20 protein-coding genes and 3 tRNA genes are annotated in these 24,873 nt (G+C 58.5%); 20 read left to right on the top strand and 3 right to left on the bottom strand.

The window, feature by feature from the left end:
* The first annotated feature begins 16 nt into the window (after window positions 1–16).
* From glmM to ACA063_RS03695, 14 genes are all read left to right on the top strand, one after another.
* The gene (gene glmM / locus ACA063_RS03630; protein WP_497664819.1) at window positions 17–1,354 is read left to right on the top strand and encodes a phosphoglucosamine mutase; all 1,338 of its coding nucleotides are present in this window, start codon (window positions 17–19) and stop codon (window positions 1,352–1,354) included.
* A gap of 66 nt (window positions 1,355–1,420) precedes the next feature.
* On the top strand, window positions 1,421–2,176 hold the full coding sequence (gene tpiA / locus ACA063_RS03635) for a triose-phosphate isomerase (protein WP_497664820.1): 756 nt from the start codon (window positions 1,421–1,423) through the stop codon (window positions 2,174–2,176).
* A 4-nt stretch (window positions 2,177–2,180) separates the two neighbouring features.
* Entirely contained in the window at window positions 2,181–2,564 is a 384-nt protein-coding gene (secG, locus tag ACA063_RS03640) for a preprotein translocase subunit SecG (RefSeq protein WP_017336473.1), read from the top strand.
* Between the two features lie 22 nt (window positions 2,565–2,586).
* A tRNA-Leu gene (locus ACA063_RS03645) sits at window positions 2,587–2,672 on the top strand.
* A 96-nt stretch (window positions 2,673–2,768) separates the two neighbouring features.
* A tRNA-Met gene (locus tag ACA063_RS03650) sits at window positions 2,769–2,845 on the top strand.
* Window positions 2,846–2,984: 139 nt separating this feature from the next.
* Window positions 2,985–3,443 (top strand): ribosome maturation factor RimP, encoded by a 459-nt coding sequence (rimP, locus tag ACA063_RS03655; RefSeq protein WP_010463487.1) that lies wholly within the window; start codon window positions 2,985–2,987, stop codon window positions 3,441–3,443.
* Between the two features lie 47 nt (window positions 3,444–3,490).
* Complete coding sequence (nusA, locus tag ACA063_RS03660; RefSeq protein WP_008024459.1) at window positions 3,491–4,972, top strand: transcription termination factor NusA; 1,482 nt, start codon at window positions 3,491–3,493, stop codon at window positions 4,970–4,972.
* A gap of 27 nt (window positions 4,973–4,999) precedes the next feature.
* On the top strand, window positions 5,000–7,528 hold the full coding sequence (gene infB / locus ACA063_RS03665; protein WP_497664821.1) for a translation initiation factor IF-2: 2,529 nt from the start codon (window positions 5,000–5,002) through the stop codon (window positions 7,526–7,528).
* 159 nt (window positions 7,529–7,687) lie between these two features.
* Window positions 7,688–8,089, top strand: a complete 402-nt coding sequence (gene rbfA / locus ACA063_RS03670) for a 30S ribosome-binding factor RbfA (RefSeq protein ID WP_162437908.1) — start codon at window positions 7,688–7,690, stop codon at window positions 8,087–8,089.
* A gap of 3 nt (window positions 8,090–8,092) precedes the next feature.
* Window positions 8,093–9,010: a tRNA pseudouridine(55) synthase TruB gene (gene truB / locus ACA063_RS03675; protein ID WP_497664822.1), complete on the top strand. Its 918-nt coding sequence runs from the start codon at window positions 8,093–8,095 to the stop codon at window positions 9,008–9,010.
* A 117-nt stretch (window positions 9,011–9,127) separates the two neighbouring features.
* The gene (gene rpsO / locus ACA063_RS03680) at window positions 9,128–9,397 is read left to right on the top strand and encodes a 30S ribosomal protein S15 (RefSeq protein ID WP_003176135.1); all 270 of its coding nucleotides are present in this window, start codon (window positions 9,128–9,130) and stop codon (window positions 9,395–9,397) included.
* A gap of 195 nt (window positions 9,398–9,592) precedes the next feature.
* Window positions 9,593–11,698 (top strand): polyribonucleotide nucleotidyltransferase, encoded by a 2,106-nt coding sequence (pnp, locus tag ACA063_RS03685; protein ID WP_059403190.1) that lies wholly within the window; start codon window positions 9,593–9,595, stop codon window positions 11,696–11,698.
* Between the two features lie 202 nt (window positions 11,699–11,900).
* Window positions 11,901–11,976: transfer RNA gene (locus ACA063_RS03690), tRNA-Thr, on the top strand.
* Window positions 11,977–12,108: 132 nt separating this feature from the next.
* Window positions 12,109–12,414 carry a DUF6388 family protein gene (locus ACA063_RS03695; protein ID WP_497664823.1) on the top strand — a complete coding sequence of 102 codons (306 nt, stop codon included), beginning with the start codon at window positions 12,109–12,111 and terminating at the stop codon, window positions 12,412–12,414.
* A gap of 123 nt (window positions 12,415–12,537) precedes the next feature.
* Here the strand turns inward: ACA063_RS03695 and nadC are convergent, their stop codons facing one another.
* Window positions 12,538–13,386, bottom strand: coding sequence for a carboxylating nicotinate-nucleotide diphosphorylase (gene nadC / locus ACA063_RS03700; RefSeq protein WP_497664824.1), 849 nt, complete (start codon window positions 13,384–13,386; stop codon window positions 12,538–12,540).
* Window positions 13,387–13,582: 196 nt separating this feature from the next.
* On the opposite strand from nadC, the gene ampD reads away from it, so the two are divergent.
* The 3 genes from ampD (at window position 13,583) to ACA063_RS03715 (ending at window position 17,185) form a co-directional block, all read left to right on the top strand.
* Complete coding sequence (gene ampD / locus ACA063_RS03705; protein ID WP_497666469.1) at window positions 13,583–14,143, top strand: 1,6-anhydro-N-acetylmuramyl-L-alanine amidase AmpD; 561 nt, start codon at window positions 13,583–13,585, stop codon at window positions 14,141–14,143.
* A complete protein-coding gene (ampE, locus tag ACA063_RS03710; RefSeq protein ID WP_194691433.1) occupies window positions 14,140–14,976 on the top strand; it encodes a regulatory signaling modulator protein AmpE in 837 nt (278 codons plus the stop codon). The genes ampD and ampE overlap by 4 nt, the downstream gene beginning before the upstream one ends.
* 178 nt (window positions 14,977–15,154) lie before the next feature.
* On the top strand, window positions 15,155–17,185 hold the full coding sequence (locus ACA063_RS03715; RefSeq protein WP_497664825.1) for a methyl-accepting chemotaxis protein: 2,031 nt from the start codon (window positions 15,155–15,157) through the stop codon (window positions 17,183–17,185).
* 34 nt (window positions 17,186–17,219) lie between these two features.
* Here ACA063_RS03715 and ACA063_RS03720 read toward each other — a convergent pair whose 3' ends face one another.
* Window positions 17,220–17,996 carry a TatD family hydrolase gene (locus ACA063_RS03720; RefSeq protein WP_497664826.1) on the bottom strand — a complete coding sequence of 259 codons (777 nt, stop codon included), beginning with the start codon at window positions 17,994–17,996 and terminating at the stop codon, window positions 17,220–17,222.
* A gap of 3 nt (window positions 17,997–17,999) precedes the next feature.
* Window positions 18,000–18,995 (bottom strand): catabolite repressor/activator, encoded by a 996-nt coding sequence (cra, locus tag ACA063_RS03725; protein ID WP_490146614.1) that lies wholly within the window; start codon window positions 18,993–18,995, stop codon window positions 18,000–18,002.
* Window positions 18,996–19,286: 291 nt separating this feature from the next.
* Here cra and ptsP point away from each other — a divergent pair, with 291 nt between their 5' ends.
* From ptsP to ACA063_RS03740, 3 genes are read left to right on the top strand one after another with little or no spacing between them, the layout of a single operon-like run.
* A complete protein-coding gene (gene ptsP / locus ACA063_RS03730; RefSeq protein WP_497664827.1) occupies window positions 19,287–22,148 on the top strand; it encodes a phosphoenolpyruvate--protein phosphotransferase in 2,862 nt (953 codons plus the stop codon).
* The gene (gene pfkB / locus ACA063_RS03735) at window positions 22,148–23,089 is read left to right on the top strand and encodes a 1-phosphofructokinase (RefSeq protein WP_497664828.1); all 942 of its coding nucleotides are present in this window, start codon (window positions 22,148–22,150) and stop codon (window positions 23,087–23,089) included. The genes ptsP and pfkB overlap by 1 nt, the downstream gene beginning before the upstream one ends.
* An 11-nt stretch (window positions 23,090–23,100) precedes the next feature.
* Window positions 23,101–24,840, top strand: coding sequence for a PTS fructose-like transporter subunit IIB (locus ACA063_RS03740; RefSeq protein ID WP_497664829.1), 1,740 nt, complete (start codon window positions 23,101–23,103; stop codon window positions 24,838–24,840).
* Window positions 24,841–24,873 lie beyond the last annotated feature (33 nt).

Consider the following 24,873-nt stretch of genomic DNA (forward strand, 5'->3'; position numbering starts at 1 on the left):
GAATGATGGAGCACTTATGACTAAGAAATATTTTGGCACCGACGGCATTCGCGGTCGGGTCGGTGAATACCCGATCACTCCTGACTTCATGCTCAAGCTCGGTTGGGCTGCGGGCATGGCGTTTCGCAAAATGGGCGCCTGTAAGGTGCTCGTAGGCAAGGACACGCGGATCTCTGGTTACATGTTCGAGTCTGCACTCGAGGCCGGCCTCACGTCCGCAGGCGCTGACGTGATGCTGCTTGGCCCGATGCCAACTCCGGCCATCGCTTACCTGACACGTACATTTCATGCTGAAGCGGGTATCGTGATCAGTGCTTCGCACAATCCCCACGATGACAACGGCATCAAGTTTTTCTCGGGGAAAGGCACCAAGCTGCCGGACGAAGTCGAGCTGATGATCGAAGAGCTGCTCGACACACCGATGACGGTGGTTGAGTCGAGCAAGATTGGCAAGGTGTCGCGAATCAACGATGCGTCGGGTCGCTACATCGAGTTCTGCAAGAGCAGCGTTCCGACTGGCACCAGCTTCGCTGGCTTGAAGATCGTGATTGATTGCGCTCACGGTGCCACCTACAAGGTAGCTCCAAGCGTTTTCCGTGAGCTTGGGGCTGAAGTTGTTGTCCTTTCTGCTCAGCCGAACGGCCTGAACATCAATGACAATTGCGGTTCGACCCATATGGGCCAGCTTCAGGCTGCCGTATTGGCCGAGCATGCCGACCTGGGTATTGCCTTTGATGGTGATGGTGATCGAGTCCTGATGGTCGATCACACGGGTGCAATTGTCGACGGTGATGAATTGTTGTACATCATCGCTCGCGATTTGCATGAGCGCGGCAAGTTGCAGGGCGGCGTGGTTGGAACATTGATGAGTAACCTGGGGCTGGAGTTGGCCTTGGCTGATCTGTCCATTCCTTTTGTTCGCGCCAATGTCGGCGATCGCTACGTCATCGCAGATCTGTTGGAGCGTAATTGGCTGGTGGGTGGTGAGAATTCGGGGCATATCGTCTGCTTCAGCCACACCACTACCGGTGACGCGATTATTGCCGCATTGCAGGTCCTGATGGCGCTGAAGAGACGCTCGGAAGGTCTGGCTCAAGCTCGTCAAGCATTGCGCAAGTGCCCTCAGGTGCTGATCAACGTGCGTTTTGGCGGCGGTGCAAACCCACTTGAGCATTCCTCGGTTAAAGAGGCCAGTGAGGCTGTCACCCAGGCAATGGCAGGTCGTGGGCGGGTGTTGTTGCGCAAGTCCGGTACTGAGCCTTTGGTTCGCGTCATGGTCGAAGGCGAGGACGAAACACAGGTTCGAGGCTACGCCGAAGAACTGGCAAAACTGGTAACTGAAGTTTCTGCCTGATTTCGGCTTGCCAGCCATGATTGTCTTGGGTAACATCTGCGCCCACTTTGACCGACGAGGTACAGCATGCGTCGCCCTTTGGTAGCTGGTAACTGGAAGATGCACGGTACCCGCGCCAGCGTCGCTGAGCTGATCAACGGCCTACGTAATCTGGCCTTGCCGAGCGATGTTGATGTTGCGGTTTTCCCGCCTTGCTTGCATATCAGCCAAGTGGTTGATGGCTTGAAAGGCCAGCCGGTTATGATCGGCGCGCAGAACTCTGCGTTGGAATCCGAGCAAGGTGCTTTGACCGGAGAGGTTGCGCCGAGTCAGTTGGTGGATGCAGGTTGTTCCCTGGTACTTGTCGGGCATTCCGAGCGCCGCCAGATAATGGGCGAGCAGGATGCAATGCTTATCCGCAAGTTCGCAGCGGCACAGGCTTCTGGCTTGATTCCGGTGTTGTGCGTAGGGGAAACTCTCGAGCAGCGCGAAGCTGGTAAGACTCTTGATGTTGTCGGGCGTCAGCTGGACAGCATCATTGAAGAGCTGGGTGTCGAAGTATTTGCAAAAGCGGTAATTGCTTACGAGCCGGTCTGGGCCATTGGCACCGGGCTGACTGCTTCACCGCAACAAGCGCAGGATGTGCATGCAGCCATCCGCGCTCAGTTGGCGGCAAAGAATTCTGAGGTCGCACAAGGTGTGCGGCTTCTATACGGCGGCAGCGTGAAGGCGGCCAATGCGGTCGAACTGTTCGGCATGCCGGATATCGATGGGGGGCTCATTGGTGGGGCTTCCCTGAATGCAGATGAGTTCGGTGCGATTTGTCGCGCCGCGGGAAACTGAAAAAATGCTGGAAACAGTCGTAGTCGTTTTTCATCTGCTGGGTGCATTGGGCGTAGTTGCTCTGGTTTTGCTGCAGCAGGGTAAAGGTGCGGATGCTGGTGCGTCTTTCGGAGCAGGTGCTTCAAATACTGTGTTCGGAAGCCAAGGTTCCTCTACCTTTCTTAGTAAGTTTACTGCTATACTTGCCGCAGGTTTCTTCATAACCAGCTTAGGGTTAGGTTACTTTGCTAAAGAGAAAGCTCATCAGCTGACTCAAGTAGGTTTGCCAAATCCAGCGGTCTTGGAAGTTCCAAAGCAACAGCCGGCTTCTGATGATGTACCGGTGCTTCAAGAGCAAAAGTCGGCTACTCCAGCGACTGACGTGCCTCCAGCTCAAGAGCAGAAGTAAGAAGGGTTTCAAACGTAGTATTGCCGAGGTGGTGGAATTGGTAGACACGCAACCTTGAGGTGGTTGTGCCCATAGGGTGTAGGGGTTCGAGTCCCCTTCTCGGTACCAATTATCAGGAAAGCCCGCTGTTGCGGGCTTTCTTGTAGGTGGAAGGTTACATTGACCCTGTTAGGGATCGGTCGTATACTTCCGCCCCAGCTTTGTCGCGGGGTGGAGCAGTCTGGTAGCTCGTCGGGCTCATAACCCGAAGGTCGTCGGTTCAAATCCGGCCCCCGCAACCAGTTTAAGGAGCCCCTTTTCAGGGGCTTTTTGTTAGCTGGACACTTTATAACGCCGCTGTTCGACGGCGTTTCAAGGATGGGCGTTTCGCCCATTTTTTTATTTTGCATAGCATGCACATACATGCACGAGGGGGTTCAGGTGTCGAGCAAGCTAGAAGAGTTGCAGGCCTTGCTGGCCCCGGTGGTCGTGGCCCTAGGCTATGAATGCTGGGGTATTGAGTTTTCGGCTCAAGGTCGCCACTCAATGTTGCGCGTTTATATCGATAAAGAGGGCGGCGTGCTGGTGGACGATTGTGCCATTGTCAGCCGTCAGATCAGCGGTGTCCTGGATGTTGAAGATCCAATCGCCGTTGAATACACCCTAGAAGTTTCCTCGCCTGGCATGGAACGCCCGCTGTTCACTATTGAGCAGTTTGCAAAATTTGCCGGTGAACAAGTGAAGATCAAGCTGCGCTCGCCTTTTGAAGGTCGACGCAACTTTCAGGGCCTTCTGCGCGGTGTAGAAGAGCAGGACGTCGTGGTGCAGGTTGAAGACCATGAGTTCCTGTTGCCGATCGATATGATCGACAAGGCCAACATTATTCCCAGTTTTGACTGAGACGCGGATCCCGCGGATCCAATGGCTTGCGAAAGGCGAGGCGTACGATGAGCAAAGAAGTACTGCTGGTTGTTGAGTCGGTATCCAATGAAAAGGGCGTGCCGGCAAACGTAATTTTTGAAGCGCTGGAGCTGGCTCTGGCCACTGCTACCAAAAAGCGTTTTGAGGACGAAGTCGATCTGCGTGTGGAAATCAATCGCCACACGGGCGCTTACGAGACATTCCGTCGCTGGACGGTCGTCGAAGAAGCCGATCTGGACGATCCGGCCATCGAAACCTGGCCGAGCAAGGTTGCAGAAACGCATCCTGGTGCTCAGGTCGGTGACGTAGTCGAAGAAAAGATTGAATCCATCGAGTTCGGCCGCATTGCTGCACAGACTGCAAAGCAAGTCATTGTGCAGAAAGTTCGCGAAGCCGAGCGCGCTCAAGTCGTTGACGCCTACCGCGAGCGCCTGGGAGAAATCATCTCCGGCACCGTGAAGAAAGTCACCCGCGACAACGTGATCGTCGACCTGGGCAACAACGCTGAAGCGTTGCTGGCTCGTGAAGACATCATCTCCCGCGAGACTTTCCGGGTGGGTGTGCGCCTGCGTGCACTGCTGAAGGAAATCCGCACTGAGAACCGCGGCCCGCAGCTGATCCTGTCGCGTACTGCGCCGGAAATGCTGATCGAGTTGTTCCGCATCGAAGTGCCGGAAATCGCAGAAGGCCTGATCGAGGTAATGGCTGCGTCCCGTGACCCGGGTTCGCGCGCCAAGATCGCAGTCCGCTCCAAGGACAAGCGCATTGACCCGCAGGGCGCTTGCATCGGTATGCGCGGTTCGCGCGTCCAGGCAGTGTCGGGCGAGTTGGGTGGTGAGCGTGTGGATATCGTCCTGTGGGATGACAACCCGGCTCAGTTCGTAATCAATGCAATGTCGCCGGCTGAAGTGGCGGCAATTATCGTTGACGAGGATGCCCATGCAATGGACATCGCCGTTGGCGCAGACAATCTGGCTCAGGCCATCGGTCGTGGTGGTCAGAACGTGCGTCTGGCCAGCCAGTTGACTGGCTGGACCCTGAACGTGATGACCGAATCGGACATCCAGGCTAAGCAGCAAGCAGAAACCGGCGACATCCTGCGCAATTTCATCGACGAGCTGGAAGTCGACGAAGACCTGGCGCAGGTGCTGGTAGATGAAGGCTTCACCAGCCTGGAAGAGATTGCCTACGTACCGTTGGAAGAAATGCTCAACATCGACGGCTTTGACGAAGAAACCGTCAACGAGCTTCGCGCTCGTGCCAAGGATCGTTTGTTGACCAAAGCCATCGCTACTGAGGAAAAGCTGGCAGACGCCCATCCGGCCGAAGACCTGCTCTCGCTTGAGGGTATGGACAAGGATTTGGCGATGGAACTGGCGGTGCGCGGCGTAATTACCCGCGAAGACCTGGCCGAGCAGTCTATTGACGACCTGCTCGACATCGACGGCATTGACGATGATCGTGCCGGCAAGTTGATCATGGCCGCCCGAGCCCATTGGTTCGAGTAATTAGGCGCGGCCTGAGGAGAGAAGTGCATGACGCAAGTCACGGTGAAACAACTGGCCTTTGAGGTCAAAACACCGGTAGAGCGCCTGTTGCAGCAGATGCGTGAGGCAGGTCTGCCGCACACCGCCGCCGAAGAACATGTGACTGACAGTGAGAAGCAATCTTTGCTGACTCATTTGAAAAGCAGTCACAAGGCGAAAGTGGAAGAACCACGCAAGATCACGCTGCAGCGTAAAACCACCAGCACCCTGCGTGTTGCTGGCAGCAAAAGCATCAGCGTTGAAGTGCGCAAGAAGAAAGTCTTCGTACAGCGCAGCCCGGAAGAAATCGAAGCCGAGCGCAAACGCGAACTGGATGAACGTCGCGCAGTAGAAAATGCTGCCCGTCAGAAGGCTGAAGAAGAAGCCAAGCGTCGCGCCGAAGAAGAAGCGCCTCGCCAGCCTGCTGCTGCGCAATCCGCTACCAATGAGGCAGTCGCGGCTCCTGCTGTGGCCGCCGAGCCAGTGCGTGAAAGCGCTCCGGTTGTAGCTGCTGCTCCAGCACCGTCTGCTGACGTTCGCAACAAGCAGAACGAACAGCGCCGTCCGGACAAACCACGCGCCGACGATAACAATCGTCGTGGCAGTGGCGATGGCGAGCGCAAAAACGCTCCACATCGTGCTTCGGTCAAAGAAAAAGCGCCTGCTCCACGTGTTGCGCCACGTACTACCGACGAAGAAAGCGATAGCTTCCGTCGTGGTGGTCGCGGCAAGGCCAAGCTGAAGAAACGCAATGCTCACGGTTTCCAGAGCCCAACCGGCCCTGTCGTGCGTGATGTGCAGATCGGCGAGACCATCACTGTTGGCGATCTCGCTCAGCAGATGTCGGTCAAGGCTGCTGAAATCATCAAGTTCATGTTCAAACTGGGTACTCCAGCGACCATCAACCAGGTGCTTGATCAGGAAACTGCTCAGCTTGTGGCTGAGGAGTTGGGCCACAAAGTGACCTTGGTCAGCGACACCGCCCTGGAAGATTCCCTGGCCGAATCCCTGAAGTTTGAAGGTGAGACGTTCTCCCGTGCGCCAGTCGTGACCGTAATGGGCCACGTTGACCATGGTAAGACGTCGCTGCTCGACTACATCCGTCGTGCCAAGGTAGCTGCTGGCGAAGCCGGTGGTATCACTCAGCACATCGGTGCGTACCACGTTGAAACCGAACGCGGCATGGTCACCTTCCTTGATACTCCTGGTCACGCCGCGTTTACCGCAATGCGTGCCCGTGGTGCCAAGGCGACTGACATCGTGATTCTGGTAGTTGCAGCGGACGACGGCGTGATGCCGCAGACCATTGAAGCTGTCCAGCACGCCAAGGCCGCTGGTGTTCCACTGGTTGTTGCAGTGAACAAGATCGACAAGCCGGGCGCCGATCTCGATCGCATCCGCAGCGAACTGTCGGTTCACGGCGTGACTTCGGAAGAGTGGGGCGGCGACACCCCGTTCGTATCGGTTTCGGCGAAAGTCGGTACCGGCGTGGACGAGTTGCTCGAAGCTGTCCTGCTGCAAGCTGAAGTACTTGAACTGAAAGCAACCCCATCGGCCCCAGGTCGCGGTGTTGTGGTTGAATCGCGTCTCGACAAAGGTCGCGGCCCGGTTGCAACCGTTCTGGTTCAAGACGGTACCCTGCGCCAAGGCGATATGGTGCTGGTCGGTTCGAACTATGGCCGTGTACGTGCCATGCTCGACGAGAACGGCAAGCCAATCAAGGAAGCCGGTCCTTCCATCCCTGTCGAGATCCTCGGCCTGGACGGTACGCCGGACGCTGGCGACGAGATGAGCGTGTTGTCCGACGAGAAGAAAGCCCGTGAAGTGGCTCTGTTCCGTCAAGGCAAGTTCCGCGAAGTCAAGTTGGCTCGCGCTCACGCCGGCAAGCTGGAAAATATCTTCGAAAACATGGGTCAGGCAGAGAAGAAGACGCTCAACATCGTCCTCAAATCCGACGTCCGTGGTTCGCTGGAAGCGTTGAACGGTGCCTTGAACGGCCTGGGTAACGACGAAGTGCAAGTGCGTGTTGTCGGTGGCGGTGTCGGTGGTATCACCGAGTCCGACGCCAACCTGGCACTGGCCTCCAACGCTGTACTGTTTGGCTTCAACGTGCGTGCCGATGCTGGCGCTCGCAAGATCGTCGAGCAGGAAGGTCTGGATATGCGTTACTACAACGTGATCTACGACATCATCGAAGACGTCAAGAAAGCCCTCACCGGTATGCTGGGCAGTGATGTTCGCGAGAACATCCTGGGTATCGCTGAAGTCCGTGACGTGTTCCGTTCGCCGAAGTTTGGCGCGATCGCTGGTTGCATGGTTCTCGAAGGTGTTGTTCACCGTAACCGTCCAATCCGTGTACTGCGTGAAGACATCGTTATCTTCGAAGGCGAGCTGGAATCTCTGCGCCGCTTCAAGGATGACGCTTCCGAAGTACGTGCCGGCATGGAATGCGGTATCGGCGTGAAGAGCTACAACGACGTCAAAGTCGGTGACAAGATCGAAGTCTTCGAGAAGGTTCAGGTTGCTCGCAGCCTCTAACTCGCGCACTTCAAGGGCCACGCCGAACCGCCGCATGCAGATGCGCGGTCAGGCGTCAGGACTCTAAACGCAACGCCCGGTCTGGCTTCTGTCAGGCCGGGCGTTTGCCGCTTTCAGACCACACGGGTTTCACCGTGGGGCAGTAACAGGTAACAAGACATGGCAAAAGAATACAGCCGTACCCAACGTATCGGCGATCAGATGCAGCGTGAGCTGGCACAGCTGATCCGTCGTGAAGTCAAAGACCCACGCGTAGGCCTGGTGACCATTACCGCTGTTGAAGTCAGCCGTGACGTCGGTCACGCCAAGATCTTCATCACCGTGATGGGCCAGGACAACGCCGAAGACATTGCACAGAGCATCAAGGTGCTCAACTCCGCCGCCGGCTTCCTGCGTATGCAGTTAGCGCGTGAAATGAAGCTGCGCAGTGTTCCGCAGTTGCACTTCCACTACGACGAAAGCGTCGTGCGTGGGGCGCACCTGTCGGCCTTGATCGAGCGTGCGGTGGCTGAAGACAGTCAGCGCCCGGAAGCGGCTGAACCCGAAGACGCCAAGGAGTAATCGGTGGCTCAGGTCAAACGTATCCGTCGTAACGTCAGCGGCATCATCCTGCTCGACAAACCGCTGGGCTTTACTTCCAACGCGGCGTTGCAGAAGGTTCGCTGGTTGCTGAACGCCGAGAAGGCCGGTCACACCGGCAGTCTCGATCCGCTGGCCACTGGCGTATTGCCGTTGTGCTTCGGTGAGGCGACCAAGTTTTCGCAGTACCTGCTTGATTCCGACAAGGCCTATGAAACCCTGGCGCAGTTGGGCAAAACCACCACGACGGCGGATGCCGAAGGTGAGGTTTTGCAGGAGCGACCGGTGACCGTTGGTCGCGCCGATGTCGAAGCGGCACTGCCGAAATTTCGTGGGCAAATCAGTCAGATACCGCCGATGTACTCGGCACTCAAGCGTGATGGACAGCCGCTGTACAAGCTGGCCCGTGCAGGCGAAGTAGTGGAGCGCGAACCGCGTTCTGTTACTATTGCGCGCTTGGAATTGCTGGCCTTCGAAGGTGATACTGCGCGGCTGGCAGTGGATTGCAGCAAAGGCACCTATATCCGCACTTTGGTGGAGGATATCGGCGAGCAACTCGGTTGTGGCGCTTACGTTGCTGAATTGCGACGTACCCAGGCCGGGCCGTTCACGCTGGCGCAGACGGTTACGCTTGAAGAGCTGGAAGCCGTACATGCCGAAGGCGGCAACGAAGCGGTAGATCGCTTCCTCATGCCATCGGACAGCGGTCTGCTGGATTGGCCGCTGTTGCAGTTCTCGGAGCACAGCTCGTTCTACTGGCTTAACGGCCAGCCGGTACGCGCCCCGGATGCACCGAAGTTTGGCATGGTACGGGTACAGGATCACAACGGTCGCTTCATCGGAATCGGTGAAGTGAGCGAAGACGGGCGCATCGCGCCGCGTCGACTGATTCGGTCAGAATGACCGGACGAGGGTGGCTGTTAACAGGCACGGTCACTACTCATTTTTAGATACAGGGATTTGTCCCTGGCCTGTTGAAGCTGTTTCTTTGAAACAGTTTCCTGATAAAAGGATTGCCTCATGGCTCTCGACGTTCAAGAAAAAGCTCAAATCGTAGCTGACTACCAGCAAGCTGTTGGTGACACTGGTTCGCCAGAAGTGCAAGTTGCACTGCTGACCCACAACATCAACAAGCTGCAAGGTCACTTCAAGGCCAACGGTAAAGATCACCACTCCCGTCGTGGTCTGATCCGCATGGTAAACCAGCGTCGTAAGCTGCTGGACTACCTGAAAGGCAAGGATCTGGGTCGTTATCAGGCTCTGATCGGTCGCCTGGGTCTGCGTCGCTAATAAGCGATTGCGCTAGAGGTTGGTTGTCTGTCGTACGTCAGTGGGATTCCCGCTGGCGCATGGCAGGCTCCCAGCCTCAAGTTTTATCTGGATACACGTTTTACCCTGGACAGGCGTTGGGCCGATTCCCGACATTGCCCAAGAATTTCGCAAGAAGACAAGTTCCCCAAGAGCCACAAAAGAAGGTAGGACACCGTGAACCCGGTAATCAAAAAATTCCAGTTCGGTCAGTCGACCGTTACTCTCGAGACTGGCCGTATCGCCCGTCAGGCCTCCGGCGCAGTATTGGTCACCGTTGACGACGACGTCAGCGTGTTGGTAACTGTAGTCGGCGCCAAGCAAGCCGATCCAGGCAAGGGCTTCTTCCCTCTGTCCGTTCACTACCAGGAAAAAACTTACGCTGCCGGTAAGATCCCTGGCGGTTTCTTCAAGCGTGAAGGCCGTCCTTCCGAGAAAGAAACTCTGACTTCCCGACTGATCGACCGTCCGATCCGTCCGCTGTTCCCAGAAGGCTTCATGAACGAAGTGCAGGTTGTCTGCACCGTCGTTTCCACCAGCAAGAAAACCGATCCGGACATCGCTGCGATGATCGGTACCTCGGCTGCTCTGGCCATCTCCGGTATTCCTTTCGATGGCCCGATCGGCGCTGCCCGCGTTGCTTTCCACGAAAGCACCGGCTACCTGCTGAACCCGACTTACGAACAACAGAAAGCTTCGAGCCTGGACATGGTCGTTGCCGGTACGTCGGAAGCCGTGTTGATGGTTGAATCGGAAGCCAAAGAGCTGACCGAAGACCAGATGCTGGGTGCGGTACTGTTTGCTCACGACGAGTTCCAGGTTGTGATCAACGCTGTTAAAGAACTGGCTGCCGAAGCTGCCAAGCCAACCTGGACCTGGGCTCCTGCGCCTGAAGCCACTGCTCTGCTGGGCGCTATCCGTGCCGAGTTCGGCGACGCGATCTCCCAGGCTTACACCATCACCATCAAGGCCGACCGTTACGCTCGCCTGGGTGAGCTGAAAGACCAGGTTGTTGCCAAGCTGTCCGGTGAAGAAGGCCAGCCTTCTTCCAGCGAAGTCAAAGCTGCCTTCGGCGAAATCGAATACCGCACCGTTCGCGAAAACATCGTAAACGGCAAGCCACGTATCGATGGTCGCGACACCAAGACCGTACGCCCTTTGAACATCGAAGTCGGCGTTCTGCCAAAGACCCACGGTTCGGCTCTGTTCACCCGTGGCGAAACCCAGGCTCTGGTCGTTGCAACGCTGGGTACTGCCCGTGACGCGCAACTGCTGGACACCCTGGAAGGCGAGAAAAAAGACCCGTTCATGCTGCACTACAACTTCCCTCCGTTCTCGGTAGGTGAGTGTGGTCGTATGGGTGGCGCTGGTCGTCGCGAAATCGGTCACGGCCGTCTGGCCCGTCGTTCGATTGCCGCCATGCTGCCTGCTGCCGACGTGTTCCCGTACACCATCCGTGTTGTGTCGGAAATCACCGAGTCCAACGGTTCGAGCTCCATGGCTTCGGTCTGCGGCGCTTCGCTGGCCCTGATGGATGCCGGCGTTCCGATGAAGGCACCGGTTGCCGGTATCGCCATGGGTCTGGTTAAAGAAGGCGAAAAGTTCGCCATCCTGACCGACATCCTGGGTGACGAAGACCACCTCGGCGACATGGACTTCAAAGTAGCCGGTACCGCCAAAGGTGTTACCGCGCTGCAGATGGACATCAAGATCAAGGGCATCACCGAAGAAATCATGGAAATCGCTCTGGGCCAAGCCCTGGAAGCGCGCCTGAATATCCTCGGTCAGATGAACCAGATCATTGGTCAGTCCCGTACCGAACTGTCGGAAAATGCTCCGACCATGATCGCGATGAAAATCGACACCGACAAAATCCGTGATGTTATCGGTAAAGGCGGCGCGACCATTCGTGCGATCTGTGAAGAGACCAAGGCTTCGATCGACATCGAAGACGACGGCTCGATCAAGATCTTCGGCGAAACCAAGGAAGCTGCTGAAGCTGCACGTCAGCGCGTTCTGGGCATCACCGCAGAAGCTGAAATCGGCAAGATCTACGTGGGTAAGGTTGAGCGCATCGTCGACTTCGGCGCATTCGTCAACATCCTGCCTGGCAAGGACGGTCTGGTTCACATCTCGATGCTGAGCGACGCTCGCGTAGAAAAAGTGACCGACATCCTGAAAGAAGGCCAGGAAGTGGAAGTACTGGTACTGGACGTGGACAACCGCGGCCGTATCAAGCTGTCCATCAAAGACGTAGCAGCAGCCAAGGCATCGGGCGTTTAACGACCCCCCCGCTTAACCGCTGAACAACAAAACGCCCCGACTGGTTCGGGGCGTTTTGCTGTGTGCAGAAAGATCAAAAGATCGCAGCCTGCGGCAGCTCCTACAGTAGATCTGTGTAGGAGCTGCCGCAGACTGCGATCTTTTGATTTAGGCGATTTGGCAAGTTGCCTGACTCGGTAGTCAGTGCTAGGTTTAGCCCACTGCCCGTGTAGCTCAGCCGGTAGAGCAGCGCACTCGTAACGCGAAGGTCGCAGGTTCGATTCCTGTCTCGGGCACCAGCGACACGTTGTTTTCAGATGATCCCGAATGGTTCTGAAGGCCAGGCAAGCCGGGTTTCAAACGGCTTTTTGCGTCAGAGAGATCCTTGATGATCCAGATCCATCTTCCATTCCCAGATCAAAGAGAACGCCATGACCGTTAAAGAATTGACCCAAGAAGCCAGACACGAAGAAGCGCTGAAGAAGTACTTGCTGGATTCCCCCCAGTTGGCCGAAGAGATCAAGGACCTGCCGGCCGATGATCAGAAAGACCAGATCCAGTGGGCATTCGAGGACGAGGCTGAATCCCAGGGATTGCAGCCTTGGGAGCTGACGCTCAAGTACACCTCAACACCTGAAGAGTTTGAGGAGGCGCGCCTGGTTTTGCACAAGGAGGCGGCCGAAGTGCTGGGTGTCGAGTGGGAAGAGTACTGCGAGATGAATAATCTGGTGGTCTGATAAAGCGTGTAGGAGCGAGCTTGCTCGCGATGGACTCAAGAGCGGCGCGTTTAGTCTGTAAACTCGCGTTATCGTTAACGACCATCGCGAGCAAGCTCGCTCCTACAGTTTTTCATTTCGCAGTCAGAGGCTGAGCCGCATCGACAGATCAACGGCCTTTACATCCTTGGTCATCGCACCGATCGAAATGTAATCCACGCCCGTTTCAGCGATCGGCAGTAGCGTACTTTCGTTGATGCCACCGCTGGCTTCCAGTTTCGCCTTGCCGCCGTTAAGGCGCACCGCTTCGCGCATGTCATCCAGGCTCAGCTCATCAAGCATGATGATGTCCGCACCTGCTGCCAGGGCTTGCTTCAACTCCTCAAGACTTTCCACCTCGATCTCCACCGGTTTGCCCGGGGCAATCTTGTGCGCGGCGTTGATGGCTTCAGGGATGCCACCACAGGCTGCTATGTGGTTCTCTTTGATCAGGAACGCGTCATACAGGCCGATGCGGTGATTGTGGCAACCGCCACAGGTCACGGCATATTTTTGCGCCAGACGCAGCCCCGGAAGGGTTTTGCGGGTGTCGAGCAGTTTCACCTGGGTCTCGGCAACGTAATCCGCCAGGTACTGCGCGCGAGTGGCCACCCCTGAAAGCAGCTGCAGGAAGTTCAGTGCGCAGCGCTCTCCGGTGAGAAGCGAGCGTGCCGGCCCCTCGAGGTGGAACAGCGCTTGATTGGGTTTCACCCGTTCGCCATCGCGCACCTGCCAATGAACGGCCACTCGAGGGTCCAATTGCCGGAATACAGCATCGACCCATGCGGTGCCCGCGATAACGGCAGCATCGCGGGTGATGATGGTCGCTTTGGCCAGGCGTTCAGCCGGGATCAATTGTGCGGTGATGTCGCCGCTGCCGATGTCTTCGAGCAACGCACGGCGCACGTTGGCTTCGATTTCGGCGGTCAAGTCGGCGAGACGTAGATTCGGCATAACGGACTCCACAAACAAAGTGATCCGATTATAGGGGCATGGCGCGCGGCAACCCAAGGCATCAGAGGCCTTTCCTGGGTGATGAAAGGTGCATTTGGTCGATTCTCCAGCCACATCAATTGTGGCAAGTGATCGCGTCGCGAGGGTCTATCGCGGCATACTGGGCGCCAACACAGTCGATGCTCAAGGAACCGGTATGCACTTGGATCCCGCAAGTGGTTGGTGTCAGGGCGTGCAGGTCTGCCCTTCGCCTAACTTCAATGCGCGCCCCACGGGCGAAATTTCCCTGCTGGTGATCCACAACATCAGCCTGCCGCCCGCGCAGTTCGCCACCGGCAAGGTGCAGGCGTTTTTCCAGAATCGCCTGGACGTCACAGAGCACCCCTACTTTGAAGGGATAGCTGATCTTCGTGTGTCCGCGCATTTCCTGATCGAACGTGACGGCAAGGTCACCCAGTTTGTCTCTTGTCTGGAGCGCGCCTGGCATGCGGGTGTCTCGGTTTTCGAAGGTCGGGAAACCTGTAACGATTTTTCCGTGGGCATTGAGCTGGAAGGTACGGATGATCTGCCGTTCACCGATGCTCAATACAACGCATTGACGGCCCTGACCCGACAGCTGCAAAGCGCCTTCACGGCCATCACAGCACAGCGTATCTGCGGTCATAGTGACATCGCACCCGGACGTAAAACCGATCCGGGTCCAGCGTTCGACTGGGCTCGCTATCGCGCGGCCTTGGCAAAAGAGGAACAACAATGAGTTTTCTGGTGTTGCTGTTGGCGGTCTGGATCGAGAAGTTCTCGGCCCTTCGTCATCGTGTTCAGCGCGACAGTGGTTGGGTAAGCGAGCTGAACAAGCTTGAAGCAAGCCCACGTTTTGCCAGCCACCCATGGCTGATATTGATCGTGCTCGTGTTACTGCCGGTCGCGGTGCTGGGGTTGCTGTTGATCGTGCTTGAGCCGGTGGCCTACGGTCTTTTGGCGTTGCCCGTGCATTTGCTGGTAGTGATCTACAGCCTGGGCCGTGGCGATTTGCTGGCCGGTCTTGGCCCGTTTCGCGATGCCTGGCGCCGGGAAGATCTGCAGGCGGCAGCGCACGTCGCGAATCGCGATCTGGGTATTTGTGCAGACAACGGCGAACAACTGCTGGAGCGCGTCGAAGGTCACTTGCTGTGGGAGGCTTACCAAAGCTTTTTCGCTGTGATTTTCTGGTATTTCCTGCTGGGTCCGGTCGCGGCGCTCAGCTATCGCCTGTTAGCGTTGGCCGAAGAACACGGAAAAAACCCGGCGGTCACCGAACGTGCTGCGCAATTGCGGCATGCGTTCGACTGGATACCGGTGCGCCTGCTGGCGGCGAGTTTTGCGCTGGTGGGCAACTTTGTCGCGGTCAGTCGGGTAATGTTGCATGAACTGCTCAACTGGAACATCAGTGCTGCCCAATTGATCGAGAAGGTCGGGCTGGTGGCCGGTGAAATACCGGCGCCGGTGGTCGGGCCCGACGGCATCAACAGCCTGGACCGAATCTGGGAACTGCTGCTGCGCGCAGCATTGCTCTGGTATGCCGGATTCGCGTTGTGGACGGTTCTTCCCTAAACACAACTGCCGTGTAGCAGCAGGTTTCACTCGCTGCTACACAAATCCCTCCTCCGTTAACCTTAAGTTACAAAACCTCCTGCCGATTTAAGCTATACAGAGATAGCGCCCAATAGTGGCTATCTGCTTTCTCTGTGCGCCTGCCAATAAAAATAAGAAATCAAAGGGAGACTTCACAGTGAAGAGCTTGCTCTATCCCGCCGTCGCGCTAATGAATCGCCTGAGCTTCGGCATGAAGTTCAGCCTGATCAGCGTGCTGTTCCTCATACCGATGCTGGTGACCAACTTCTATCTGGTACGCGATTCCTATCGCGAATTTCAGGGCACCCGCATCGAACTGCAAAGCATCGATTTACTCGGCAGCAGCCTGGCACTTCGTCGCGATCTCGAGACCCTGAACAACCTGGTGCAGATCAACGTCACCCTGGGGCAGTCGGGTAAAGCCGGCAATGTCGAATCGAAGATCAGCGCGCTGGAGCAAAGCGTACTGGCTCGTCTGCAAGGCTTGGCCGCGATGTCCACGGACCCCGAGCAGATCGCGGTATTCGATGCCAAGCGCGATGAAATGATTGCGGCGTTCAAAGCCCAGCAAGCGGAAAGCTCCCTGCAAAGCAAAAGCGGGATGATTGGCAAGTTACTGGGCAGCGCACAAATTTTCAGTCAGATCATCGCCAGTCAGGCGGGCCTGAGTCGTGACACTCAAAGCGACATGCGTCAGCTGACCGAACTCATCACTACCGTCACCCCATCCGTCACCCAACTGTTGGGTGAAGGCCGGGCGATGGGCTCTTTTTCCCTGGGACAGGGTTTTCTCAACTCGGCATCGAGCACCCGATTTGATGAATTGCTGGTGCAGATCGAAAAGCTCCAGGCTGAGTACGGCCTGAAATTGCAAGACACACTGGGTTCGAGCAAAGCGGCCAAGGACTCGCTGACGGCTCTGGCCGATACCAGCAAAGCCTCGCTTAAAAAAGCCAGTGAACTGTTCGAAGAACAGGTGGTGATGGCCGATACGCTTGATGCGCCGTGGCAAGGTTTTTACGACACCGTCACTGGCCTGATGGACCAAACCTACCAACTCAACGAAGCCACCCTGAAATTTCTCGGCACCCAGTTACAGCAACGACTGGAGCAGAATCGCACGCATATGATCCTGCAGGCCGTGGCGCTGTCGGTGGTGTTCGTGTTGATCTTTTACCTATACGGCGGTTTCTACGCCTCGACCCGCACCACCCTCAAGCGTCTTGGCGCGGTGATGGACAAAGTCGCAGCGGGCGACATGACAGTGACGTTCAGTGCCAACAGTCGCGACGAACTCGGCGAGTTGGGCGAAGTGTTCAACGGGACCGTGAAGAAAATCCATGACCTGATCGAGCGCGTCGGACAAACCGTCAGCGAGGTCGAGCGCCAGGCCGGTCAGGTCGAAAACGTTTCTGCCCAAAGCAACCAGGCAGTGGCGGGGCAGCGCTCGCAGATCGAGCAGGTCGCCACGGCCATGAACCAGATGTCCGCCACCTCTCTGGAGGTCGCGCGCAGTGCCGCCGCCGCGGTCAGCAGCGCGCACAGCGTCAACGATGAAACCCTCAACGGACGCGGACTTGTGCAGTCACAGCAGGGCAGCATCGCAGCCCTTGCCGGCGAAATTGATCAATCTGTCCTGGTGATCAATCAACTGGCGAGCGACAGCCAATCCATCAGTCGTGTGCTGGAAGTGATCAAAAGCATTGCTGAGCAAACCAACCTGCTGGCACTCAACGCGGCAATTGAAGCTGCGCGGGCGGGTGAGCAGGGCCGTGGATTCGCGGTGGTCGCCGATGAAGTCAGGACACTGGCCAAGCGCACGCAGCAATCGACCGAAGAAATCGAGCAGATGATCATCAGACTGCACAGCGGCGTGGGCGCAGCGGTGAAAGCCATGGGCACCAGTCATCAGATGGCCAGCGGCACTGTCGGGCAATCGGAGAAGGTCCAGCAAGCATTGGAAAACATTCTTGGCGCCGTCGGCATGATCGTCGATCAGAACCAGCAGATCGCCGCCGCCGTGGAGCAGCAAACCGCCGTGGCCCATGACATCGACCAGAACATCGTCGAGATCAATCGGGCAGGCGAGCGTACGGCCGAAGGGGCCCACCAGACCGAAGATGCCAGCCGTGCATTGTCGGCTCAGGTAGTGGAGTTGAAACAGCTGATCAGTGCGTTCCGGGTCTGAAAACATCCGTAGCGCCGACAAGGCGCTACGTTGGTCACCAGCGGAACACTTCACGCGCATTGGCAGTGCTGACCGCTGCCAACTGCTCAGGGCTGATCCCCATAATTTCCGCCAATGCGGCGCAAATGTCCGGCAAATGCGCCGGACTGTTGCGTTGACCGGCGAACATTGCGGGCGCCATGTCCGGTGAGTCGGTTTCCAGTACCACGGCGTCCAGTGGCAGTTCAGCAAGTACGCGGTGCATGCGCAGCGCCTGCGGCCAGGTTGCAGCGCCACCCAGACCGAGTTTGAAACCCAGCTTGATGTACTCGCGAGCCTCTTCCTTGCTTCCCGCAAACGCATGGATGATTCCCGCGCGTTTCAAGCGAAACCGTTTGAGCGTGGCAATCACTGCCGCATGGCTGCGACGCACGTGGATCAGCGCCGGTAAGTCAAAGTCCACCGCCAGTTGCAGTTGCGCGTCGAACAACGTTTGCTGGCGTTCGCGGTCCAGGGTTTCGATGAAATAATCCAGACCGATCTCACCCACCGCGCATAGCTGCCGATGACCGGCCAATCGTGTCAGCCAGTCACCGAGTTCGGGCAAATCCCCTGGCTGATGTTGATCCAGGTACACCGGGTGCAAGCCGAACGCTGCGTGCAAGTCAGGATCGCTTTGCACCAGGTCCCAGACCCGTTGCCAGTTCCCCTGATAAACCCCCAACACCACCATCCGCTGAACACCGAGCGCACGACTCTCGGCCAGCAACGCCATGCGATCGGCGTCGAAGTCGGGAAAATCCAGGTGCGTGTGGGTGTCGATCAGCTCCACGGTTCAGTCCTGGCGAATACGCTGCTTGAATGTCCGCGCGATAGCTTGCACGCCGGGCTGGTAGTCCGACTGTTCAATCGCGGCCAAGGCCAGCTCTAGCGCCTTGTCGGCGATCAATTGATGCTGCTGGGCCATGGCGTTGACCGGTAACGGCAAGAAGTCCAGCAACTGCGTGTCACCAAAGGTGCCAAGGCGCAGCGGGCGGGATTTCAGCGGGAAGTCGTGCAAGGCATCGAATACGCCCTGCAACAACACGTAGGACGTCGTGACCAGAGCGTCCGGCAAATGCCCCAGGCGCTGAAGCATTTCGTCCATCAACTGCTTGCCACATTCGCGGCTGAAGGATTCGCCGTGTTCAATCAGCACTTCGCCTTTGAACCCGGCCAATGCCTCTTTGAACCCGGCGGCACGCTCCTGGCTGATGCTCAGTTCGGGGCGAGCGCCAATCAGGGCGATCTGTTTGGGCACGGGGTCCAGTAGACTGCGGGTCAGTTGCAGGCTGGCTTCCCGGTCGTCACTGATTACCGAACAGAAATGCTCGGGTTCCATGACCCGGTCGATCGCGATGATCGGAATGCCTTTGGCCTGTAATTGGCGGTAGCTGTCGTCGCTGGTTGGCAGGCAACTGGCGACGATCAGGGCGTCGCAACGCCTGGCTCGAAACAGTTGCAGCAGTTGCCGTTCGCTGTCTGGCGCGTCGTCCGAACTGGCGATCAGCAGCTGGTAGCCGCGAGCACGAGCGCCTTGTTCCAGCAACTTTGCAATCCGCGCGTAACTGGGGTTTTCCAGGTCCGGCAGAATGAAACCCAGCGTGCGGGTGTGCCGGCTTCGCAGTCCGGCAGCCTGTGGGTTGGGCGTAAAGCCATGCAGTTCGACGACCGCGCGGACGCGCTCGACCGTGGCGCTGCTGATCCGCTGCTGTTCAGCCTTGCCATTGATGACATAACTGGCGGTGGTCACGGAGACACCAGCCAACTGTGCGATATCACTGAGTTTCAACTCGGGATTTCCTTGTTTGTTCGAGCGTGCCCCGACATTTTCGTCAATCCTACCCGATTCCGGCAGACGACCATTGTCGCAACGTAACCGACAAGTTGCGCTTCAAGGATGAGACATTATCGAGTAACGTGCCGATCGTTATAGATTAAACGTTTCAGCAGGCGTATTTTCTACGTTTTAGGTGCCTTTGCCAGTTCTGCCGCAAAACTGCCAAATACGATGAACAAGCGCCTGAGCTGAATCCTCAAAAACAATACCTGGCCTCCCATAGGGTGCCAAAAAGGAGAAAGCATGCTCGAGCTCACCATTGAGCAGATTTCCATGGGCCAATCAGCCGTGGACAAGCCTGCAGCGTTGGACTTGCTGGCCCGGCACCTGGTCGCCGATGGCCTGGTCGCCGAGGGTTACCTCGCCGGTTTGCAAGCGCGTGAAGCCCAGGGCTCGACCTTTCTCGGTCAAGGTATTGCCATCCCCCACGGCACGCCGCAAACCCGCGATCAGGTGTTTTCCACCGGCGTACGGCTGATGCAATTCCCTGAGGGAGTGGACTGGGGCGACGGTCAAATTGTCTACCTGGCGATTGGCATTGCCGCCAAGTCCGATGAACACCTGCGTCTGCTGCAACTGCTGACCCGAGCCCTCGGCGAAACCGATCTGGGCCAGGCCCTGCGTCGTGCCAGCTCCGCCGAAGCCTTGTTGAAACTGCTACAAGGCGCACCGCAGGAGCTGGCGCTGGACGCGCAGATGATCGGCCTTGGCGTGTCCGCCGATGATTTCGAAGAGCTGGTTTGGCGTGGCGCACGTTTGCTGCGCCAGGCTGATTGCGTGAGCAACGGCTTTGCCGCGGTGTTGCAGCAGGTTGAAGCGCTGCCCCTCGGTGATGGCTTGTGGTGGTTGCACAGCGAACAAACGGTGAAGCGCCCAGGTCTGGCCTTCGTCACGCCAGACAAGCCGATACGCTACCTCGGGCAACCGCTAAGCGGACTGTTCTGCCTGGCCAGCCTCGGAGAAGCGCACCAAGCTCTGCTCGAACGACTTTGCGCGCTGTTGATTGAAGGTCGCGGCCATGAATTGGGTCGCGCTACCAGCAGTCGCGCGGTGCTTGAAGTCCTTGGCGGCGAACTGCCGGCCGATTGGCCAAGCGCGCGTATCGCCTTGGCCAACGCCCATGGATTGCATGCCCGTCCAGCGAAAATTCTGGCTCAGTTGGCGAAAAGCTTCGAAGGCGAGATCCGCGTACGCGTTGTCGATGGCCACGACAGCGCCGTCTCTGTGAAGAGCCTGAGCAAGTTGCTCAGCCTCGGTGCGCGTCGTGGCCAGGTGCTGGAATTCATCGCCGAGCCGATCATTGCGGCAGACGCCTTGCCGGCCTTGCTGGCCGCCATCGAAGAAGGCCTGGGTGAAGAGGTCGAACCGTTGCCAGCCGTGAGCCAACAGAGTGCCGTGTTGACCGACATCGCCGAAGTGCTGCTCGCACCCATCTCCGGCAGTGTCATCCAGGCTATCGCCGCCGCACCGGGGATTGCCATCGGCCCGGCGCATATCCAGGTGCTGCAAACCATCGATTACCCGTTGCGCGGAGAGTCCGCCGCCATCGAGCGCGAACGTCTCCAGCAAGCGCTGCAACAAGTGCGTCGCGACATCGAAGGCCTGATCGAACGCAGTCAGTCCAAGGCCATCCGCGAGATCTTCATCACCCACCAGGAAATGCTCGACGACCCGGAATTGACCGACGAAGTCGACACGCGCCTCAAGCAAGGCGAAAGCGCCGAAGCGGCGTGGATGGGCGTGATCGAAGCTGCGGCCAAACAGCAGGAATCGCTGCAGGACGCCTTGCTCGCCGAACGCGCTGCCGACTTGCGTGATATTGGTCGTCGTGTGTTGGCACAACTCAGTGGCGTCGAAACCCCGAGCGAGCCGGAACAACCTTACATCCTGGTGATGGACGAAGTCGGTCCCTCCGATGTGGCGCGTCTCGATCCCGCGCGTGTCGCCGGTATTCTCACCGCACGCGGTGGCGCGACGGCTCACAGCGCGATCGTCGCCCGTGCCCTTGGCATCCCGGCGCTGGTCGGTGCTGGCGCCGCCGTGTTACTGCTTGCACCGGGCACGCCGCTGCTGCTTGATGGCCAGCGTGGTCGATTGCATGTCGACGCCGACAGCGCCACGTTGCAGCGCGCGACCGAAGAACGCGACACCCGTGAAGAACGCCTGAAGATGGCCGCCGAGCAGCGGCATCAGCCGGCGCTCACTACCGACGGTCACGCGGTCGAAGTGTTCGCCAACATCGGTGAAAGCGCGGGGGTGACCAGCGCGGTGGAGCAGGGCGCCGAGGGCATTGGCCTGCTGCGCACCGAGCTGATTTTCATGGCCCATCCGCAAGCGCCGGACGAGGCGACCCAGGAAGCTGAATACCGCCGCGTGCTCGACGGGCTGGCGGGGCGGCCATTGGTGGTACGCACCCTCGACGTTGGCGGCGACAAACCCTTGCCGTATTGGCCGATTGCCAAGGAAGAAAACCCGTTCCTCGGTGTGCGCGGCATTCGCCTGACCCTGCAACGTCCCAAGGTCATGGAAGCGCAATTGCGCGCCTTGTTGCGCGCCGCCGATAACCGCCCGTTGCGCATCATGTTTCCCATGGTCGGCAGCGTCGATGAATGGCGCCAGGCCCGAGACATGACCGAGCGCCTGCGCCTGGAAATTCCGGTCGCGGACCTGCAACTGGGAATCATGATCGAAGTGCCGTCAGCGGCATTACTGGCGCCAGTGTTGGCCAAAGAGGTCGACTTCTTCAGTGTCGGCACCAACGACCTGACCCAGTACACCCTGGCCATCGACCGTGGTCATCCCACCTTGTCGGCACAGGCTGACGGCTTGCATCCGGCCGTGCTGCAACTGATCGACATCACCGTGCGCGCGGCCCATGCCCACGGCAAATGGGCGGGCGTTTGCGGTGAGTTGGCGGCTGATCCGTTGGCGGTGCCTGTACTGGTCGGCCTCGGCGTCGATGAGCTGAGCGTTTCTGGCCGCAGCATCGCCGAGGTCAAGGCGCGCATTCGCGAACTCAACCTGACTCAGGTGCAGACCCTTGCTCAACAGGCCCTGATCGTAGGCAGCGCGAATGAAGTGCGCGCATTAGTGGAGGCGCTGTAATGGCCCGGATCCTGACCCTGACACTTAATCCCGCGCTGGACCTCACCGTCCAGATGGCGCGAATGGAGCCCGGTCAAGTCAACCGCAGTGACGCGATGCACACCCACGCCGCCGGCAAGGGCGTGAACGTGGCGCAAGTACTGGCGGACCTCGGGCATCAGCTCACCGTCAGCGGTTTTCTCGGTGAAGACAATCTTCAGGCTTTTGAAACGCTGTTCGCCAAACGCGGTTTCGTCGACGCCTTTATCCGGGTGCCCGGCGAAACCCGCAGCAACCTCAAGCTGGCGGAAGCCGACGGGCGCATCACGGACATCAACGGCCCCGGACCACTGGTGAGCCCAGCGGCGCAGCAGGCGTTGCTTGATCGACTCGATCAGATTGCACCCGGTCATGATGCGGTCGTCGTCGCCGGCAGCTTGCCCCAGGGCGTCAGTCCTGCGTGGTTGCAGGCGTTGATCGTGCGGCTGAAAAATCTGGGGCTGAACGTAGCTCTCGACACCAGTGGCGAGGCTTTGCGCGCAGCGCTCAAGGCCAGCCCTTGGCTGATCAAACCCAACACCGAAGAACTGGCCGATGTGCTTGGTTGTGAGGTGTTGTCGGTGGCGGCTCAAGCTGAAGTGGCGAGCCGTCTGCATGCACAGGGCATCGAGCACGTGGTGATTTCCCACGGCGCCGACGGTGTGAACTGGTTCAGTGTCGGCTCGGCGATGCGCGCCACGCCGCCCGAGGTCAGCGTCGTCAGTACGGTGGGCGCGGGTGATTCATTGCTGGCGGGCATGCTCCACGGTTTGCTCAGCGCCGACACGCCTGAGAAAACCTTGCGAACCGCCACTGCCATCGCCGCCATGGCGGTGACACAGATCGGTTTCGGCATCGGTGATGCAGCGCAACTGGCGCGGCTTGAGCAGGGTGTGCGCGTGCGTCCCCTGACAGAACAATAAGAGGGTTTTTCATGAAGTTAGCCATTGTTACGGCCTGCCCGAACGGAATGGTCACCAGTGTGCTGTGCGCGCGCTTGCTCGATGCCGCCGCGCAGCGTCAAGGCTGGAGCACCAGCGTCGAAGTGACCGATGCCACGCACCCGGAACGTCAATTGTCGGCCGCCACGATCGAGGCGGCCGAGTGGATACTGCTGGTGACCAGCGCACCTGTGGACATGTCGCGATTCGTCGGCAAGCGCGTGTTCCAGAGCACCCCGGCTCAGGCGCTGCAGGACGTTGAAGTCGTGCTGCGCAAGGGTGCGCAAGAGGCGCAGATTTATGTCGCTCCTGCCGTCATCGCCGAACCCGTTGCCGCGAGTCAAAGCGCTCCGCGAATAGTCGCCATCACCGCCTGCCCGACCGGTGTTGCACACACCTTCATGGCCGCTGAAGCGCTGCAACAAGCGGCAAAACGTTTGGGTTATGACCTGCAAGTGGAAACCCAGGGCTCGGTCGGTGCACGCAATCCGCTGAGCGCTACCGCCATTGCTGACGCCGATGTGGTGCTGTTGGCCTGCGATATTGAAGTCGCCACCGAGCGTTTTGCCGGCAAGAAAATCTACCGCTGCGGCACCGGGATCGCGTTGAAGCAAGCGGAGGCGACGCTGAAAAAAGCCTTGGCCGAAGGCAAGCAGGAAAGTGCTGCAAGCGGCGCCAAGGGCGCGGTGAAACAAGAGAAGACCGGCGTCTACAAGCACCTGCTGACCGGGGTGTCGTTCATGCTGCCGATGGTGGTGGCGGGCGGTTTGATGATCGCGTTGTCATTCGTGTTCGGCATCACCGCGTTCAAGGAAGAGGGCACCCTCGCGGCCGCCCTGATGCAGATCGGCGGCGAGACCGCGTTCAAGCTGATGGTGCCGCTGCTGGCGGGTTACATTGCCTACTCCATTGCCGACCGCCCGGGCCTGGCGCCGGGGATGATTGGCGGGATGCTCGCCAGCACCTTGGGCGCGGGTTTTATTGGCGGGATCATTGCCGGTTTCATCGCCGGTTATGCAGCCCAGGCGATCAATCGTTATGCGCGGTTGCCGCAAAGTCTTGAGGCCCTGAAACCGATCCTGATCATTCCATTACTGGCGAGTTTGTTCACCGGTCTGGTGATGATTTACGTGGTCGGCAAACCGGTCGCCGGGATGCTCGAAGGCCTTACCCATTTTCTCGACAGCATGGGCACCACCAATGCCATTCTGCTGGGTGTACTCCTCGGCGGGATGATGTGCGTCGATCTTGGCGGGCCGATCAACAAGGCAGCTTATGCCTTCTCGGTGGGGCTGCTGGCTTCGCAAAGTTATGCACCGATGGCCGCCACCATGGCGGCGGGCATGGTGCCGCCGATAGGGCTGGGCATCGCCACGTTCATTGCCCGCCGCAAGTTCGCCCAGACCGAACGCGAAGCGGGCAAGGCGGCCTTGGTGTTGGGGCTGTGCTTCATCTCCGAAGGCGCGATTCCATTCGCCGCCAAGGACCCGCTAAGGGTGATCCCGGCCAGCATCGCCGGTGGTGCGTTGACCGGCGCGCTGTCGATGTACTTCGGCTGCAAACTCATGGCGCCGCACGGTGGATTGTTCGTGCTGGCGATTCCGAATGCGATCAATCACGCGTTGCTGTATCTGCTGGCGATTGTCGCGGGGAGTCTGCTGACGGCAGTGACGTATGCACTGCTCAAACGGCCGGAAGTGGTAGAACTGGCCGTAGAACGCGTCAACGCCTGACCCATTCCTCCTGTGGGAGCGGGCTTGGTCCGG

This window comes from Pseudomonas sp. LBUM1643 (assembly GCF_059716215.1).